This is a genomic window from Buttiauxella sp. AC142, from assembly GCF_979253435.1.
Genome location: NZ_CEEDCH010000001.1, coordinates 2,732,889 through 2,749,472, shown reverse-complemented (window position 1 = coordinate 2,749,472; position 16,584 = coordinate 2,732,889). Strand labels below are relative to the sequence as shown.

Sequence of the window (16,584 nt, the reverse complement as noted above, 5' to 3'; positions counted from 1 at the left end):
ACTTCTCCCCCCAAGGTCAATCTTGAACTTACAAGCAGCACTTCGCCAGCGCGTGGCTAAAACACGCTGGTACGCCAAACGCAAAAGCTATCGAGTCCTGTTCTGGCGCGAAATTACACCCCTTGCGGTGCCTATCTTCCTGGAAAACACCTGCGTTTTATTGATGGGGGTTTTAAGCACCTTCCTGGTGAGTTGGCTGGGAAAAGAGGCGATGGCAGGCGTCGGGCTGGCCGATAGCTTCAACATGGTGATCATGGCGTTCTTCGCCGCAGTCGATCTCGGCACGACGGTGGTGGTTGCCTTCAGTCTTGGCAAGCGTGACCCGAAACGGGCGCGTGATGCGGCACGTCAGTCACTGATATTAATGACGATTATCGCCATTGGTCTGGCAGCGGGTATTCACCTGGCGGGTGAACATGTCGTGAATGTTATTGCCGGAGCGGCAACGCCAGAAGTTAAGGCGCTGGCACTTTCCTACCTTCAAACCACGGTATGGAGTTACCCGGCGGCGGCGATTGCGCTTATCAGCAGCGGCGCGTTGCGTGGGGCAGGGAATACCAAAATCCCGTTATTGATTAACGGCGGGATGAACATTCTCAACATTATTATCAGTAGCATCCTGATTTACGGCGCGATGGGCTGGAACGGGCTGGGCTTTTTTGGCGCTGGACTGGGCTTAACTATTTCGCGCTATATCGGTGCGCTCGCTTTTGTTTATGTGTTAGTGGCGGGCTTTGCGCCGTCGCTGCGCATTTCGCTGAAAAGTTATTTCCGGCCACTTAAAGTCGGCATTTTGTGGGAAGTGCTGGGGATTGGTATTCCGGCCAGCATTGAGTCGGTGCTGTTTAATGCCGGGAAATTACTCACGCAAATGTTTGTTGCCGGGATGGGCACCAACGTGATTGCCGGTAACTTTATCGCGTTCTCGATTGCCGCATTAATTAACTTACCCGGCAACGCCCTGGGTTCGGCATCGACCATTATTGTTGGCAAGCGTCTGGGGAAAGGGCAAATTGGCCAGGCCGAAAGGCAGCTGCGCCATGTGTTCTGGCTATCCACTCTGGGCCTGACGATCATCGCCTGGGGAACGGCACCATTCGCCGGATTGATGGCCTCGTTTTACACGCATGAAGATGACGTAAAAGAGGTGGTCAAAATCCTCATTTGGCTCAATGCCGCGTTTATGCCGATTTGGGCCGCGTCCTGGGTTTTGCCTGCCGGTCTGAAAGGCGCGCGCGACGCCCGTTTTGCGATGTGGGTTTCGATGGCGAGCATGTGGGGTTGCCGCGTGGTGGCGGGCTACACGCTCGGTATCGTGCTGGGAATGGGCGTGGTCGGGGTGTGGATGGGGATGTTCTTCGACTGGACCGTGCGCGGCGTGCTGTTCTACTGGCGAATGGTCAGCGGCCGCTGGCTGAAAAAATACCCGCGTCTCAAAAAAGAACCTTTGACTAAAACCTAAATGGTGGATGACGCTGCGCTAATCCACCCTACAATCGGCTGCTGTAGGTCGGATTAGCGCCAGCGACATCCGACTTTTCTTCTGCGTGACTGATTATTAACCAACTTAATATCTGGCTATTCTTCGGAAACTTGATATCTATCACTCTGCTACGTCTCGTTTTGACTAGTAACGTAAAGTTACTAGCAGTGAAATATTCTAAAATGTTATTAATTACCGCGAGAAATTACTTTGGTGAATATAACAGGAAGACGAGGTAGTGATGAGTACAACGACAAGGAACACGGAAGGTCGTCTGATGACAGGATTTCTCAACGCTGTTGAGAAAGCAGGGAACAAATTACCCGAACCCGCATTAATCTTTTTCTATTTTTTACTGGTCGTCATGGCGATGTCGGCGGTGCTTTCCACCGTTGATTTTGATGTCGTCAATCCTGTGACCAATGAAGCGGTCAGAATTAATAACCTGCTTTCGGCACAGGCGTTAACCGTCACTCTTTCCTCAATGGTGACCACATTTACCACCTTTGCTCCGCTGGGGATCGTGCTGGTGGCGATGTTAGGTGTGGGCGTGGCAGAGAGTTCAGGCTTTATTAATACCGGCCTGAAAAAAATGCTGCGTGTCACGCCGAAGAAACTGTTAACTCCAATGATTATTTTCGTCGCGATGTTCAGCCACGTTGCAGCGGATGCAGGCTACGTGCTGGTTATTCCATTGGGTGCAATTATCTTTATGTCTGCCGGTCGCCACCCGTTAGCGGGTATTGCGGCGGCGTTTGCCGGGGTTTCTGGCGGCTTTGCGGCCAACATGGTGCCAACCGGTAACGATGCATTGCTGCAAGGTTTTACCCAAACAGCCGCGCAGTTGTTGGACGGGACTTATACCGTCAACACGTTGTGTAACCTGTTCTTCGGCATCGGTTCGACGGTGATGATTACCCTGGTTGGCTGGTGGGTGACTGAACGAATTGTTGAGCCGCGCGTGTCGAAACTGGAGATCGACGGCGATTATCAACATAACGAAGATATGAGCAGCTACACCGCTGCGGAAAGCCGTGGTTTTAAAGTGGCAGGCCTGGTGATGCTTCTGGGGCTGGCAGGTCTTGCGGCGCTGGCATGGCCTGAAACGTCCTTGCTGCGTAGCCCGACGGATGGCTCGCTGACCAGCTATGGCGCGCCAATCATGAAATCCATCGTGCCATTGATTTTCCTGATCTTTATTATCCCTGGCATTGTTTACGGCTTTGTCGCCGGAACCTTTAGCCGCGGCAAAGATGTCATCGACGCGATGAACCAATCCATGAGCAAAATGGGTTCGTACATGGTGATGGCTTTCTTCTGCGCTATGTTTATCAAAGCGTTTGGTGATTCCAACATCGGTACGCTGATTGCTCTGGCGGGTGCGGACGTGCTGAAAACCATGGCGCTGCCGGGCGAAGCGACCATTATCGGTATGATTCTGTTGACGGCGGTGGTGAATATTCTGATTGGCTCGGCTTCGGCTAAATGGGCGCTGTTGTCGCCAATCATGGTGCCAATGCTGATGGCAGTGGGTATCTCTCCTGAACTGACGCAGGCTGCGTTCCGTATCGGTGATTCCACCACCAACATTATTACGCCGCTGATGGTGTTCTTCCCGCTGGTGGTGGTGTATTGCCAGCGCTATGTGAAATCAACCGGTGTGGGTACGCTGGTGTCGATGATGATGCCTTACTCGGTCATCTTCTTTATCTGCTGGAGCATCTTCCTGCTGGTGTGGTGGGCTGTGGGTCTGCCGCTGGGTGTGAACGCGCCGTATACCTACCCGATTTCGTAGCACCGGTGGATGACGCTGTGCTTATCCACCCTACAATTGACGTTTTGTAGGTCGGGCAAGCGCAGCGTCCCCCGACAAATTTGCTAAATTTTAAGACTCTGTAATATGTCACACCGCTGTTTAACCGCCTGATGCAACAACCGCACCGTGGTGGAAAGCTGTTTGCGATGCGGGCAAATCATATTCAGCGGCACGCTATCACCCTGGTACTGCGGCAGAATAATCTTCAGGCGACCTTCGCTGACATCCTCACTGACATCCAGCCAGGATTTATAAGCAATACCTTCACCCGCGACCGCCAGGCGGCGAATCACTTCGGCATCGTCGCTCATCATGGCGCTTTTCACGGCTACATGATGCGTATCGCCATCCAGACTTAACGTCCATTTGTCATATACTCGTCCGCGAAGTGCATAGGTTAGCGCATCGTGATGGGACAGTTCGCTGATGGTTTTGGGTTCGCCACAGCGGGCAATATAGGCCGGTGAGGCGACAACAACCCGCTGATTATGCGGTGCCAGGGGGAGTGACACGTACGACGCGTCATCGTTGTTGCCATAACGGAAGGCGACATCCACCGGGTCTTTAAACACATCGGTGATTTGATCGGAGAACAGTATTTTCAGATGCAGTGCCGGGTGTTCGCGACGAAACGCCTGAAAAACGCTCAGTAACATGTTGCGCCCGAGGTCAGATGGCACCGCTATTTGCAGCACGCCACGCACTTCATCGCTTGCCGGTTGGATTTGCTCAAGTCCGCTTTCCAGGGTTTGCAGCGCGCTAATGGCATATGGCAACCAGGTTTCGCCTTCGGGTGTGAGCCGCAGGCTGCGGGTCGAACGGGCAAATAAACGGATATTCAGCGTTTGCTCGAGGCGCTTTATGGCAGTGCTGACCTGTGCGGGTTGCAATCCTGCCTCACGCGCGGTGTCGCTAAAACTGTTTAAAGCGGCGGCCCTGACAAACAAAGTGAGGTCTTCCAACCTGAGCATTTTAACTCTCCGAGTATAAGTGTTGTTTTCAAAGGGCTATTTTTCACCTGCGGCACACCTTGTACCATGAGTTCATTCACTCGCTGAACTCTTAATTCTCTGGAGCACACCATGAAAGCTATTGCTATTACTCAAGCCGCGCAGGCGGGCACTAATCTGGAATTTCTGGCTGAGATCACTTTACCGACACCTGTCGCCACAGGCCACGATTTGCTGGTGGAAGTGAAAGCAATTTCCGTAAACCCGGTTGATACCAAAGTCCGCGCCGGTTTTAAAGCTGACCAGCCACGTATTTTAGGCTGGGATGCGGTCGGCGTGGTGGTGGCAACCGGCGAAAAAGTCTCGCTGTTTAAGCCGGGTGATGAAATCTGGTATGCAGGTTCGCTGACTCGCCCCGGGAGCAACAGCGAATTCCAACTGGTGGATGAACGCATCGCCGCGCTGAAACCAAAATCCATTGATAACGCTTCCGCTGCGGCAATGCCGTTAACGGCGATCACCGCCTGGGAAATGCTGTTTGACCGCCTGGGTGTGAAAGAGCAGGGCAACGAAAACGACGTGTTGCTGATTGTTGGCGCGGCGGGTGGCGTGGGTTCTATTCTCACGCAGCTGGCTCGCAAGCTCACCAATATTACGGTTATCGGCACCGCATCACGTCCGCAAAGCCAGAAATGGGTGTCCGATTTGGGGGCGCATCATGTTATCGACCACAGCAAACCGCTGACGGAAGAACTGGCGCGGATTGGCGTGAAGCACGTGACTCACGTTGCCAGCCTGAACCAGACCGATAAACATTACGCGCAGCTGATAGAAGCCCTGGCTCCGCAAGGCAAACTGGCACTGATTGATGACCCGGAAACCCTGGATGCGGGCCCGTTGAAAGTGAAAAGCATTTCACTGCACTGGGAATTTATGTTTACCCGCTCCATGTTTGAAACCAGCGACATGATTGAGCAGCACCGTCTGTTGACCCGTGTGGCTGACCTGATTGACAAGAATGTGTTGCAGACGACGCTTGGCGAGCATTTCGGCACGATTAATGCCGCCAACTTGCGCCGCGCCCATGAATTAATTGAAACCAATCGTGCGGTCGGTAAAATCGTCCTCGAAGGCTTCTAATTACATAAAAATCATAGAGAAATAATCATGGATATTATTAAGGCAGCAGCATCCCGTTACTCGACTAAAGCGTTTGATGCCGACAAAAAAATTAGCGAAGAAAACATTGAGAAAGTGAAAGATTTGCTGCGTCTCAGCCCATCCAGCACTAACTCGCAGCCGTGGCATTTTATTCTGGCAAGCACGCCGGAAGCGAAAGCGCGTATTGCCAAAGCGACGTCCGGTTTTTATGTTTTCAATGAGCGCAAAGTGCTTGATGCTTCACATGTGGTGGTGTTCTGCGCGAAAACGGCTATTGATGAAACGCACCTGTCTAAATTGTTGGACCAGGAAAATGCCGATGGCCGTTTTGCCAGCCAGCAGGCGATGGAAGGGCAGCACAAAGGCCGTTCTTACTTTGTGAATATGCACCGCTTTGATTACAAAGACGCGCAGCACTGGATGGAAAAGCAGGTTTACCTGAACGTTGGCAACTTCTTGCTGGGTGTTTCCACGCTGAATATTGACGCCGTGCCAATCGAAGGCTTCGACGCGCGTATTCTGGATGAAGAATTTGGCCTGCGCGAAAAAGGCTTCACCAGCCTGGTTATCGTGCCAATTGGCTATCGCAGCGTGGAAGACTTTAACGCGTCACTGCCAAAATCGCGTCTTGAGTTCAGCGAAATTTTAACGGAGTGCTAAAAATGAGTGATAACACGCTGTCGATTATTGCAGTGCTGAAAGCCAAAACCGGGCAACGCGACAATCTGAAATCTGCTTTACAGGCGCTGATAGTTCCGACGCGCAAAGAAGACGGTTGTCTGGATTACGCTTTGTTCCAGTTACAGGAAACGCCGGATGTGTTTTACGTGCGCGAGTCCTGGAAAGGGCAGGAAGCGCTGGATGTGCATATCGCATTACCGCATTTTCAGGCGTTTGTGGAGCAGATGGATTCCCTGCTGGCCGAACCCTTACAGCTCATTCGTTTGACTGCGGTTGAGCCATAAGCCCTGAGCGTTTTCTCTGTAATTTGAGCCACCAAACCGAGGCCGCCACAGTATCTGTGACGGCCTTTTTTCTAGTTTTTCGTGCGAGCCACCCACGCCTGAAAGAAATCAATAAACACGCGGACTTTCTCAGGCACATGGCGAGTATTGGGGTAAAGCGCATAGATGCTCTGGCGAGGAAACTGGTGGTGATTCAGTACCGCCTGTAACTGACCTGAGGCGATAGCCGGGCGCACCAGCCACTCCGGTAAGAGGGCGACACCTGCACCTGCAACGGCAAAGGCCAGCAGCGCGGATGCGCTATCTGCGACGACAGTTGGCGGTTTTTTCACATCAAATAGTATCGCCTGCCGCTGCGGGGTTGTGACTTGCCAGCTAAGGGGCGAAGCCAGGCGGCTGTGTGCCAGCCATGTGGCCTGCGCCAACTGAGCCAGGTTTTCTATGGGGTGTCCGGCCAGATAAGCAGGGGCCGCAACGGGTAAGATCGCGAAGCTATCGACAGGTGCGGCGCGATGATTTGAATCCGCAAGCTGGCCCAGGCGGATAGCCACATCGAATCGTTCCGCTATCAAATCCGCATGATACGAAGAAGAAACGTGCTGGATTCGCAGTTGCGGATGTTCACGCGAAAAGGCCGCAAGTGCAGGCACCACGACTTGCGAGCCATATTCCGGTGTGCTGGTAATACGCAAAACGCCGCTCAATCCCTGGTGATCGCGCTGCACATCGTCCAGCAGATTTTGAGCTTCCTCAAGCAGATGCTGGCAACGGGGATAAAAACGCTCTCCCGCATCCGTCAGCGAGAGCCGCCGGGTACTGCGCACCAACAGCGATACGCCTGATTCCGCCTCAAGCTGTTTGATGTTAAAACTCACTACCGCTTTGGTCTGGCCCAGCGCGGTAGCCGCTGCGGTAAAACTCCCGGCCTTCACCACGGCGACAAATATGGTTAACCGTTGCAGATTCAGCACAATAATCCTCGTCACTGTCAAAAATATTTTGACAGTGTAACGCCTGCCAGACGATTTATCCCCCTCTTCCCTACCGCTACACTCCGTCGCCTCTAACCGGAGGTTTTATGCTTTATCGCACCAAAGTTGCCATGGTTTATCTGCTGGGCTTTTTCGTTGATTTGATCAACATGTTTATCGCCAACGTCGCGTACCCGGCTATCGGGCGCGGGCTTGGGGCATCTGTCAGCGAGCTTTCCTGGGTTAGTAACGCCTATATTTTAGGGCTGACGCTGGTGATTCCGCTGAGCGCCTGGCTCGCGCAGCGCCTCGGTGGGCGCAACGTTTTGCTGCTTTCGCTGAGTTCATTCTTGCTGGCGACACTCGGCGCGGGTATGGCGCACTCTATCGAGCAACTGATTGGCTGGCGGCTTTTGCAGGGTCTGGGCGGCGGGCTGCTGATCCCGGTTGGGCAGACGCTAACCTACCAGCTTTATCGCAGCCATGAACGCGCCGCATTATCTGCGGCGATCATGTTAGTGGGCCTGTTAGCTCCGGCGCTATCACCTGCGATGGGCGGTGTGATTGTCGATTCACTCAGCTGGCGCTGGGTTTTCTTCGCTAATCTGCCGCTTGCTTTCATCGCGCTGCTGCTGGCGGCGGTCTGGCTACAAAAAGAACCCCGCGCTAGACCGTTCACAGCGCTTGATTTTATCGGCCTGATTAGCGGCTGCGGTGCGCTGATGTGTACTTTACTGGGTTTCACGATGCTGGCTGAAAACGGCCAGATGTTGAAGGGCATCTTGCTGCTGTTATGCGCGATAACGCTGTTCGCGGGGTTTGTGCGCCATAGCCTACGTCATCCGCAACCGCTGATTAATCTGCGTCTGGTGAAGGAGCCGTTATTACGCAGCGCGATGATGATTTATCAGTGTATTCCGGGGATGTTTATCGGCGTTAGCCTGATAGCGACACTCTGGCTGCAAACCCAACTTAACCTGACTGCGACACGAGTCGGCAGCCTGATGGTGCCGTGGTCGATGGCTTCATTACTGGCGATAACGTTCACCGGAAAACATTTCAACCGTTTTGGCCCGCGCCCGATGCTGATAACGGGTTGTCTGCTGCAAGGACTGGGTATTCTGGCATTGACCCAGGTTCACAGTGCGGAACAATATCCCCTTTTGCTTTCGGCATTTGCCGTGATGGGGTTTGGTGGCAGCCTGTGCAGCAGCACCGCGCAAAGTTGCGCCTTTTTACAGGTGGCAGATGAGCAACTCGGCCAGGCCAGCGCATTGTGGAACATCAACCGCCAACTGAGCTTTTGTATGGGCATATCGGTATTGAGTCTGCTGCTTAATACTTTGCTGGAAACGCTTGCTACCGCTACGGCTTATCAATGGTGTTTTTATCTGGCGGCGGCCAGCACAGTAATTCCTGCGCTGCTTTGCCTGCGCATCGCTAACGGCGCTATTTTGCGTCAACTCAAGGCTCAAAAGGAGACAACATGAATCGCTACATTCAGGAAGTGATCGAGGCTCACGTCGCAATCGAAAACTGGCTTGGCAAAGGAGAAGGGGACGTGCAGGCGCTGCTGGCTCGCTTTTCGCCGGTATTTACCATGGTCACGCCCGGCGGCAAAACACTGACTTTTGACTCACTGAGTGCATTCTTTCAGGCCCAGCCAGCCGCAAAACCTGGATTGAAAATTTCGCTGGATGAGATAACGGTGATTGCCGAGTGGCCTGCCGGTGCGGTGGTCAGCTATAGCGAGGGGCAAAGTTTACCGGGGCAAGAAAACACGCTGCGCCATTCCACCGTGATATTCAGCAATGCGGGTGCTGACCTGCTCTGGTTACGCCTGCATGAAACCGCAGCAGCCTGAAGTTTAAGTTAACTTTCAATGTGTTCAGCGCGAGGTGAGTGGCTCGCGCAATACTCACCTTGTTGCACATAACCGATATGGTCGGCCATTAGCTGGGCTTCGTGTTCGCTGTGCGTGACCAGCAGCGCGGTTTGCCCCGCGTCCCGCAGAATATCACGCACCTCACCGCCGAGGCGTTCACGCGTTTGCTTATCAAGGCTTGAAAACGGTTCATCCAGCAGCAGAATTTCGGGATGAGGTGCCAGTGCTCGCGCCAGCGCGATACGCTGCTGTTGCCCGCCGGAAAGCTCATGGGGATAACGGCTGGCATGGCTATGTAACTCCACCATTCGCAGCAGTTCCGTCACCCTCGCGTTTTGCTGTTCACGCGGGAGCCGACGCAGGCCAAACGCCACATTTTGCTGGGCAGTCAGATGCGGGAATAAGGCATATTCCTGAAATACCATGCCGACGTGACGCTTTTCCGGGGGCAGATGAACCTCCGGCCCGGCGACACGTTTTTGTGACACATAAATCTCACCGCTTTGCAGCCGTTCAAAACCGGCAACCGCCCGCAATACCGTGGTTTTCCCGCAGCCTGATGCGCCCAATAAGCAGGCAAGTTCACCCTTGCGCACCGACATCGAAAACCCTTTCAACACGGGGTGCTGACTGTTGCTGTAAGCAACGTGAACATCCTGCAGACGTAAGGCAATTTCTGACATAAATCTCTCCTCTAACCGTGGCGTGTCATCTGGTGGCGCACCAGCAAAATAACCGGCAATGTGCCCGCGAGAACAATCATCAAGGCGGCGATAGCCCCTTCTTCGTAGGTGCCGCGCGCGGCTTCGGCGTACAGCAGCGTCGCCAGCGTCTCAAAATTTACCGGACGCAAAAGCAGGGTCGTTGGCAGCTCTTTCATCGCATCGGCGAAGACTAACAGCGCACTGCTGACCAGCGCCGGACGCAATAACGGCAGGTGAATACGGGCGAAGGTGCCAGTGCCATTTTCGCCCAACAAACGCGAGGCCTGCTCAAGGGAAGGGGGAATACGGCTCAGGCCGGAATCCAGTGCGCCGATGGCGATGGCCTGGAACCGCATCGCGCAGCAGATAACTAGCAAGATCCCGGCAGACATCAGCGGCAGACCGCGAATCTCCAGTAAATCGGCCAGCCATCTGTCTACAGCCATAGCGGGAGTCAGAAAACCAATCGCGAGGATGGTGCCAGGCACGGCGTAGCCTAAAGAGGCAAGGCGCATCACACCGCGGCGAAACCCGGACATCGAGTTATCGGCGGCGCTGTGGCGCGCACTCCACGCCACCAGCAAACTGACACAAACCACCACCAGCGTGGTTCCCGCAGCCAGCGATAACGTGTTTTGTAAGGCCGATAGCAACGCAGGTGAGAGCGCATTTTCTTCACCCAAACGTTTTGCACTTTCCCATGCTAAAAATATCACCGGGGCCAAAAATCCCAGGATTACCGGCAGCGCGATAACGCCGCCAAGCAGCCAGCCACGCCAGCCGTGTACGCGTGTGGGCTGAATTTCACGCAGGCTGCGGCTGCTGAAACCTTGTTTTTTACGCCCATAAAATTCCAGCGTCAGGATGCAGAAGATAAACATCAGCATCATGCAGGCGATTTGGGCTGCAGAAGCGAGATCTGAGCGCGAAATCCAGGTGGTGTAGACCGTGACGGTGAGGGTTTGTACACCGAGAAACTCAGATGCGCCAATATCGTTAAGGGTTTCCAGAAGCGCAAGGCTAATGCCCACAGCCAGCGCCGGGCGGGCCATGGGAAGTGCCACGCGAAAGAACGTGCCCGCCGCGCTACAACCCAATGTTCGTGCGGCTTCCAGCAAATGCGCAGGCTGGCTGATGAACATGGCGCGGGTCGTGAGGTAGACGTAAGGATAGAGCACCAGCCCCAGCAAAATAATCGCGCCTGGCAGCGAGCGTAAATCAGGAAGACGGAACTGGCGCGGGCTGTCGAACCCCAGCACAAAGCGAATGAAGGTTTGCAGCGGGCCTATCGGGTGTAAGAGATCGAGCCACGCGAATGCCACAATGTAAGTGGGCATTGCCAGCGGAAGCAGCAGTGCCCAACTGAGAATTTTGCGTCCGGGGAAATCCCACGCGGTGACGGCCCACGCGCTGCCAACACCGATCACTCCCACGATGACGGCGACACCGGCCAGCAACAGCACGGTATTTTTCAGCACCGAAGGCAGAACAAAAGTGATGAGATTGTCCCAGTGCGAGAAATCAGCCAGCGTTGCTTGCCAGATAAGCGCTACAACAGGCGTGAGTACGCCAAGCGCAACGCATAACGCACCAAGATGCAGCGGGGTTAATAAAGACTGCGGCCCGGAAAACAGGCCGCGTAACGTCGGAAGACGAAGTGATTTATTGATCGAATCCAACTTTATCTACCAGCAGACTCGCTTGTTTACGGTGTTTAACAATCTCGGTTAATGGAATTTTATCAACGTCGATTTCGCCAATGACATTGCTGATGACCGGGTCAAGCGCGACACCTTTCAGAACCGGATATTCATAGTTCGCTTTGGCATATTGTTGCTGAGCGGGTTCGGAGACCAGGTATTCCATTAACTTCACGGCATCTGCTTTGTTAGGGGCAAACTTCGCCACTGCGGCACCGCTGATGTTGACGTGCGTGCCGCCTTGTTCGAAGGTCGGTTTCACGACTTTAATGGCATCGCCCCATTTACGCGCATCGGTGCCTTCTTTGGCATTTTTCATATGGCCGATGTAGTAGGAATTCGCCAGGCCAATATCACAAATGCCGCCGAGGATATCGCGTGCAACATCACGGTCGCCGCCGGTGGCTTTACGTGCCAGGTTGGCTTTGACGCCACGCAACCATTCTTCGGTTTTTGCTTCGCCGTGGTGTGCAATCATCGCGGCAATCAGCGCGGTGTTATACGGATGCTGACCGGAACGGATACACACTTTCCCTTTGTATTCCGGGCTGGAAAGTTGTTCGTAATGCCAGTTATCAATCGGCAGCGATTTTTCGGCGTACAGCACGCGGGCACGCATAGAAAGTGCAAACCACTGGTTATCTTCGCCACGCAGGTTGGCCGGGATAGCTTTTGTCAGTATTTCCGACTGCACGGGTTGTGTAACGCCCGCTTCAACTAAATCAATAAGATTGCCTGCATCTACGGTCATCAGCAGGTCGGCAGGGGAGTTTTTGCCTTCCGCTTTTACACGCTCGAGCATGCCATCCTTGATGTAAACCGTGTTCACTTTGACGCCACTGGTTTGCGTCCAGGTGTCCAGCAATGGCTGAATCAGGCCCGGTTCACGAGTGGTGTAAACAGTCAGAGGATCTTGTGCGAAAGCCGGCAGGCTGACGGATAAAACCACAGCCGATGCAAGCGTGATACGGCGCAGTCCGGTGCGAGGCAGAGCATTCATCGTTTTATATCCCAGAGTGGTTGGAACGTCGTTGGTGTCCCGTCAGGAAGAGTTCTTACGGGCAGGCGCACGATAAATGATAACTACTAGCATTTACAATAATCGCTAAGTGCAAATAATTCACATTTACATAACTTTAACCAACGATGTGATGCCGAACGCGGTGAGGGAAAATAGAGGGTTGGCGGGGAAATAAAAAGCAAAAAGCCCGCTTAGTTTCCTAAGCGGGCTTCTTAAATTTGGCTCCTCTGACTGGACTCGAACCAGTGACATACGGATTAACAGTCCGCCGTTCTACCGACTGAACTACAGAGGAATCGGTTAGCGGGGCGCATAGTAACGAGCGCTCGTCAGGTTGTCAAAGGCTGTTTAGAGGAAAATTGTTTGATTGCTGGTTTAATCAACAAATAGAAGAAAAGAGCCGCAATGTGCGGCTCTTTATACGGGTGACAAACCTCTCCGTAGGTTGGAGAAGCGGTAGCGTCATCCGACAAAACCCGTTGATCAGTCGGGTTTATGCACGTTGAGTTCTGACCGGCGCAGTCGCTTCAATCAGCCACGGACGGGCATCACCGGAAACCAGCGGCGATAAGATTTCACGTACTTGCTGGTGGTAATCATCAAGCCAGGCGATGTCTTGTTCGCTCAACAGCGATATTTCAACCGCGCTCAGATCGATTGGGATCAACGTCAGAGAAGCAAATTTGCAGAAGCCTGGCTGCGAGGCAACGATTTCAACCTGGTTTTCAACTCGCATACCGTGGCTGCCTTCCAGATAGTAACCCGGTTCGATGGTCTGGATAACGCCCGGCAACAACGGCCACGGGTTCACTTTCTTCGCCAGACGGTGCGGGGCTTCATGGATAAACAGGCAATGACCTACGCCATGGCCAGTGCCGTGGTCGTAGTCCAGACCCATTTCCCACAATGGACGGCGTGCGAACGCGTCCAACTGGTGGCCTTGTGTACCTTGCGGGAATTGCAGGGAGATCAGCGCCAGGAAGCCTCTCAATACCGCGGTGTAATGCAGGCGGCGCTGCGCATCGACTTGCCCAAAGTTCAGGGTGCGTGTGGCATCGGTGGTGCCGTTGAAATACTGGCCGCCAGAATCGTTCAGGTAGAACGCTTTGGTGGTTATTGCCATGTTGGTTTCTGGCGAGGAATGGTAGTGACACATGGCGGCGTTGTGGGCCGCAGCAGAAATAGTGCTGAAGCTTTGCTCGCGGAAGTTGTCGCACTGCTGGCGGAAGGCGAGTTGTTTTTCCTGCGCTTCGAGTTCAGTGACCGGGTTGCCCGCCGCTTCACGCAGTGGCACTTCGTGGCTGAGCCAGGCCAGGAAGTTCACCCATGCCACGCCATCTTCAATATGACACGCGCGGTAACCTTCCAGTTCGACGCTGTTTTTATTCGCTTTTACCAGCGTAATAGGATCGGGTTGCCAGACTATCTCACCGCCGCCCGCTTCTACGGCAATGCGCACTGCGACAGGCGCAGTGTCACCGTCAAGCGAGAAACGCTTACCTGCGGCAAGTTGCTGGCAACGGGCCAGGAAAGAATCATGATGTTGTAGGCTGACCGAGTTCAGCAGGGTGCTGTCAAGCTGATGCAGTTTTGCATCGTCGACAAACCATTCGATTTCACCGTCGTTTTTCAGCAGAGCAAAAGACTGTGCAACCGGGTTCATGGCAACGTCGGAACCGCGCACGTTGAGCAGCCAGGCAATATTGTCCAGCAGGGTGATGGCAAGATAGTCGACGCCTTTTTCTTTGAGCAAAGCCGCCATGCGTGCACGTTTAGCAGCGCTTGGTTCACCACTGATCTCATCTGGCATTTGGGTCACAACGCCGCGAGGTGCTGCCGGGCGATCGGCCCAGATGGTATTGAGCGGGTCGTCATTGACGGCAACCAGGTCGCAACCGCTGGTGCGTAGGCTTTCATACTGGCTGTTTACCATCAGCAGCGGCTCAAACGCGATGCGTTTACCGGCGGGTAAGTTGTCACGCAGCCACAGATGAAGTGGTTCGTCGTGCAAATGATGGATTTCAAACTCTTCAAGGTTCACTTGCTGACGCGCCTGAACCTGATAACGCCCGTCAACGAACAGCAGCGCGCGGTCAGCCAGAATCAGCGCCAGACCTGCTGAACCGTCAAAGTTGCTGATAAATTCCAGTTTGTTGTCATTTGGTGAGCAGTCTTCACTTTGATGCGCATCCGCTCGCGGAATGATCATACCATCGAGGTCGCGTTCTTTGAGCAGTTTGCGTAGGGCATGCAGAGATGATGTTGGTTGCATTCTTATGTTCTCTTATCGGAATGGGGGTTCGTTAAAGGTACGGAGTTTACGTGAATGCAGGCGTTCACCTTCCGCTCGCAGCAAATCAATGGCGCAGATGCCGATTTGCAAATGCTCAGAAATAGCACCTTCATAGAAGCGATTTGCCTGGCCAGGGAGTTTGATCTCACCGTGCAGCGGTTTGTCGGAAACACAAAGCAAGGTGCCGTATGGCACGCGGAAGCGATAACCCTGCGCGGCAATGGTGGCGCTTTCCATATCAATCGCAACGGCGCGGCTCAGGTTAAAGCGCAGGGCTGACGCGGAATAGCGCAATTCCCAGTTACGGTCATCGGTGGTGACGACGGTTCCGGTACGCAACCGCTGTTTCACTTCTTCGCCCGGCATGCCGCTCACCAGTTTAGTGGCGTCGTACAAAGCGCGCTGCACTTCGGCGATGCTTGGGATGGGGATATCTGGCGGTAGAACCGCATCAAGCACATGGTCGTCGCGCAGGTACGCATGCGCCAGCACGTAATCGCCAATCGACTGGCTTTCGCGCAGGCCGCCACAGTGGCCAATCATCAGCCAGGCCGCAGGGCGCAACACCGCCAGATGGTCGCAAATGGTTTTCGCATTCGATGGGCCAACGCCAATGTTAATCAGCGTGATGCCGTTACCGTTGGCATCAATCAAGTGCCAGGCGGGCATCTGGTGTTTCTTCCAGGCGAGATCGGAAATAGCTTCTTCGGGAGCCTGGCTGTCGGCGGTTAGCCACACGCCGCCTGCGCAGGAAAGCGCAACGTATGGGCTTTCCGGGTCAAGGATCTGCTGGCAACCCCAGCGCACAAACTCGTCCACATAACGGGTGTAGTTGGTGAACAGGACAAAAGACTGGAAGTGCTCAACCGGCGTGCCGGTGTAGTGGCGCAGGCGGGCGAGCGAGAAATCAACGCGACGGGCGTCGAAGTGTGAAAGCGGGTAAAACTCGGTGGGATGGAACAGGCCGTCCGCCGTTTCATCCCCAATTTGCGCCAGTTCGGTCGTCGGGAAATGGCGTGGTAAACCGGCACTCATTGAACGGTCCAGCGACAAACTGGAGCCATCAATCACATACGGATAAGGGATTTCATGTTGCGATAAACCCACTTCAATCTGCGCGCCGTAATCTTCGTAAAGTAGCGTTAATTGTTCGGCGAGATAGTGGCGGAAAAGTGCCGGGCGGGTGATGGTGGTGGTGTAACTGCCGGAATGGGTGAAACGAGCATAAGCGCGAGTTTTATTCGGATGCTTAACGGTGCCATCCCAACTGACACGCAGTTCCGGGTAAACAAATAATCCTGCGGCGCGTTTTTCAAATTCAGGTAGTGCGCCGTTTTCAACATACTGGCCAATGGCATCGCGCAGTGCGTTGACCGAGGCATCGTACAGCTCCTCTAATTTATCGAGGGCCTGGTTCGGGGTAAGGGCCGTGGCGGCTGTCTGATGCGTCATCTTCTCTCCTCATCCTGCTGATTTGTACAGGGCTGTTTGCAGCTTCGATAGTATGTCATCGGCGGGCGTCAACGGAAGGGGCAGGAGGAGAAAACAAGAAGCCTGCTAATAAACCTCTTCCCAGTTCGGCTAAGCGATAGGGAGAGCGTCTTATCGTAAGGATTTCAGTCTACGCTAAACTCA

The 16,584-nt window shown here is 53.9% G+C and carries 14 protein-coding genes and 1 tRNA gene; 7 read left to right on the top strand and 8 right to left on the bottom strand.

The features are described from left to right. Positions 1-22: 22 nt before the first annotated feature. Together AC0IWZ_RS12825 and AC0IWZ_RS12820 are read left to right on the top strand one after the other, a co-directional pair. On the top strand, positions 23-1,462 hold the full coding sequence (locus AC0IWZ_RS12825) for an EmmdR/YeeO family multidrug/toxin efflux MATE transporter (protein ID WP_034496430.1): 1,440 nt from the start codon (positions 23-25) through the stop codon (positions 1,460-1,462). 298 nt (positions 1,463-1,760) lie between these two features. Then, complete coding sequence (locus AC0IWZ_RS12820) at positions 1,761-3,278, top strand: AbgT family transporter (protein WP_034496429.1); 1,518 nt, start codon at positions 1,761-1,763, stop codon at positions 3,276-3,278. Positions 3,279-3,361: 83 nt separating this feature from the next. On the opposite strand, the gene AC0IWZ_RS12815 is transcribed toward AC0IWZ_RS12820, so the two are convergent. Continuing rightward, positions 3,362-4,270: a LysR family transcriptional regulator gene (locus AC0IWZ_RS12815; protein WP_034496427.1), complete on the bottom strand. Its 909-nt coding sequence runs from the start codon at positions 4,268-4,270 to the stop codon at positions 3,362-3,364. A gap of 111 nt (positions 4,271-4,381) precedes the next feature. On the opposite strand from AC0IWZ_RS12815, the gene AC0IWZ_RS12810 reads away from it, so the two are divergent. Genes AC0IWZ_RS12810 through AC0IWZ_RS12800 form a run of 3 tightly spaced genes read left to right on the top strand, consistent with a single transcriptional unit; the run spans position 4,382 to position 6,375 of the window. Continuing rightward, a complete protein-coding gene (locus tag AC0IWZ_RS12810) occupies positions 4,382-5,389 on the top strand; it encodes a zinc-binding alcohol dehydrogenase family protein (protein WP_471677139.1) in 1,008 nt (335 codons plus the stop codon). Positions 5,390-5,416: 27 nt separating this feature from the next. Then, complete coding sequence (nfsB, locus tag AC0IWZ_RS12805) at positions 5,417-6,070, top strand: oxygen-insensitive NAD(P)H nitroreductase (RefSeq protein WP_471677140.1); 654 nt, start codon at positions 5,417-5,419, stop codon at positions 6,068-6,070. A gap of 2 nt (positions 6,071-6,072) precedes the next feature. Continuing rightward, entirely contained in the window at positions 6,073-6,375 is a 303-nt protein-coding gene (locus AC0IWZ_RS12800) for a putative quinol monooxygenase (RefSeq protein ID WP_410373121.1), read from the top strand. Positions 6,376-6,446: 71 nt separating this feature from the next. Here the strand turns inward: AC0IWZ_RS12800 and AC0IWZ_RS12795 are convergent, their stop codons facing one another. Next, positions 6,447-7,346 (bottom strand): LysR family transcriptional regulator, encoded by a 900-nt coding sequence (locus tag AC0IWZ_RS12795; RefSeq protein ID WP_471677141.1) that lies wholly within the window; start codon positions 7,344-7,346, stop codon positions 6,447-6,449. A 107-nt stretch (positions 7,347-7,453) separates the two neighbouring features. Between AC0IWZ_RS12795 and AC0IWZ_RS12790 the strand changes: the two genes are divergently transcribed. Together AC0IWZ_RS12790 and AC0IWZ_RS12785 are read left to right on the top strand one after the other, a co-directional pair. Then, positions 7,454-8,836, top strand: coding sequence for an MFS transporter (locus AC0IWZ_RS12790; RefSeq protein WP_471677142.1), 1,383 nt, complete (start codon positions 7,454-7,456; stop codon positions 8,834-8,836). Further along, entirely contained in the window at positions 8,833-9,210 is a 378-nt protein-coding gene (locus AC0IWZ_RS12785) for a DUF4440 domain-containing protein (protein WP_471677143.1), read from the top strand. The genes AC0IWZ_RS12790 and AC0IWZ_RS12785 overlap by 4 nt, the downstream gene beginning before the upstream one ends. Positions 9,211-9,218: 8 nt before the next feature. On the opposite strand, the gene AC0IWZ_RS12780 is transcribed toward AC0IWZ_RS12785, so the two are convergent. The 6 genes from AC0IWZ_RS12780 to AC0IWZ_RS12755 all read right to left on the bottom strand — a co-directional run bounded on the left by AC0IWZ_RS12780 (position 9,219) and on the right by AC0IWZ_RS12755 (position 16,401). Further along, positions 9,219-9,914 (bottom strand): ABC transporter ATP-binding protein, encoded by a 696-nt coding sequence (locus tag AC0IWZ_RS12780; RefSeq protein ID WP_471677144.1) that lies wholly within the window; start codon positions 9,912-9,914, stop codon positions 9,219-9,221. Between the two features lie 11 nt (positions 9,915-9,925). After that, a complete protein-coding gene (locus AC0IWZ_RS12775) occupies positions 9,926-11,614 on the bottom strand; it encodes an ABC transporter permease (RefSeq protein WP_471677145.1) in 1,689 nt (562 codons plus the stop codon). Further along, a complete protein-coding gene (locus tag AC0IWZ_RS12770) occupies positions 11,598-12,635 on the bottom strand; it encodes an extracellular solute-binding protein (RefSeq protein WP_034496415.1) in 1,038 nt (345 codons plus the stop codon). The genes AC0IWZ_RS12775 and AC0IWZ_RS12770 overlap by 17 nt, the downstream gene beginning before the upstream one ends. A 240-nt stretch (positions 12,636-12,875) precedes the next feature. After that, positions 12,876-12,951: transfer RNA gene (locus tag AC0IWZ_RS12765), tRNA-Asn, on the bottom strand. Positions 12,952-13,149: 198 nt separating this feature from the next. Further along, positions 13,150-14,928 (bottom strand): aminopeptidase P family protein, encoded by a 1,779-nt coding sequence (locus AC0IWZ_RS12760; protein WP_471677146.1) that lies wholly within the window; start codon positions 14,926-14,928, stop codon positions 13,150-13,152. A 12-nt stretch (positions 14,929-14,940) separates the two neighbouring features. Then, the gene (locus tag AC0IWZ_RS12755; RefSeq protein ID WP_034496411.1) at positions 14,941-16,401 is read right to left on the bottom strand and encodes an AMP nucleosidase; all 1,461 of its coding nucleotides are present in this window, start codon (positions 16,399-16,401) and stop codon (positions 14,941-14,943) included. Positions 16,402-16,584: the final 183 nt, after the last annotated feature.

What these genes read in the sequence shown, in the direction of transcription:
- AC0IWZ_RS12820 (WP_034496429.1), top strand. Translation starts at nt 1,761, where the DNA reads ATGACAGGATTTCTCAACGCTGTTGAGAAAGCAGGGAACAAATTACCC.
- AC0IWZ_RS12815 (WP_034496427.1), bottom strand. Translation starts at nt 4,270, where the DNA reads ATGCTCAGGTTGGAAGACCTCACTTTGTTTGTCAGGGCCGCCGCTTTA.
- AC0IWZ_RS12810 (WP_471677139.1), top strand. Translation starts at nt 4,382, where the DNA reads ATGAAAGCTATTGCTATTACTCAAGCCGCGCAGGCGGGCACTAATCTG.
- nfsB (WP_471677140.1), top strand. Translation starts at nt 5,417, where the DNA reads ATGGATATTATTAAGGCAGCAGCATCCCGTTACTCGACTAAAGCGTTT.
- AC0IWZ_RS12800 (WP_410373121.1), top strand. Translation starts at nt 6,073, where the DNA reads ATGAGTGATAACACGCTGTCGATTATTGCAGTGCTGAAAGCCAAAACC.
- AC0IWZ_RS12790 (WP_471677142.1), top strand. Translation starts at nt 7,454, where the DNA reads ATGCTTTATCGCACCAAAGTTGCCATGGTTTATCTGCTGGGCTTTTTC.
- AC0IWZ_RS12785 (WP_471677143.1), top strand. Translation starts at nt 8,833, where the DNA reads ATGAATCGCTACATTCAGGAAGTGATCGAGGCTCACGTCGCAATCGAA.
- AC0IWZ_RS12780 (WP_471677144.1), bottom strand. Translation starts at nt 9,914, where the DNA reads ATGTCAGAAATTGCCTTACGTCTGCAGGATGTTCACGTTGCTTACAGC.
- AC0IWZ_RS12770 (WP_034496415.1), bottom strand. Translation starts at nt 12,635, where the DNA reads ATGAATGCTCTGCCTCGCACCGGACTGCGCCGTATCACGCTTGCATCG.
- AC0IWZ_RS12760 (WP_471677146.1), bottom strand. Translation starts at nt 14,928, where the DNA reads ATGCAACCAACATCATCTCTGCATGCCCTACGCAAACTGCTCAAAGAA.
- AC0IWZ_RS12755 (WP_034496411.1), bottom strand. Translation starts at nt 16,401, where the DNA reads ATGACGCATCAGACAGCCGCCACGGCCCTTACCCCGAACCAGGCCCTC.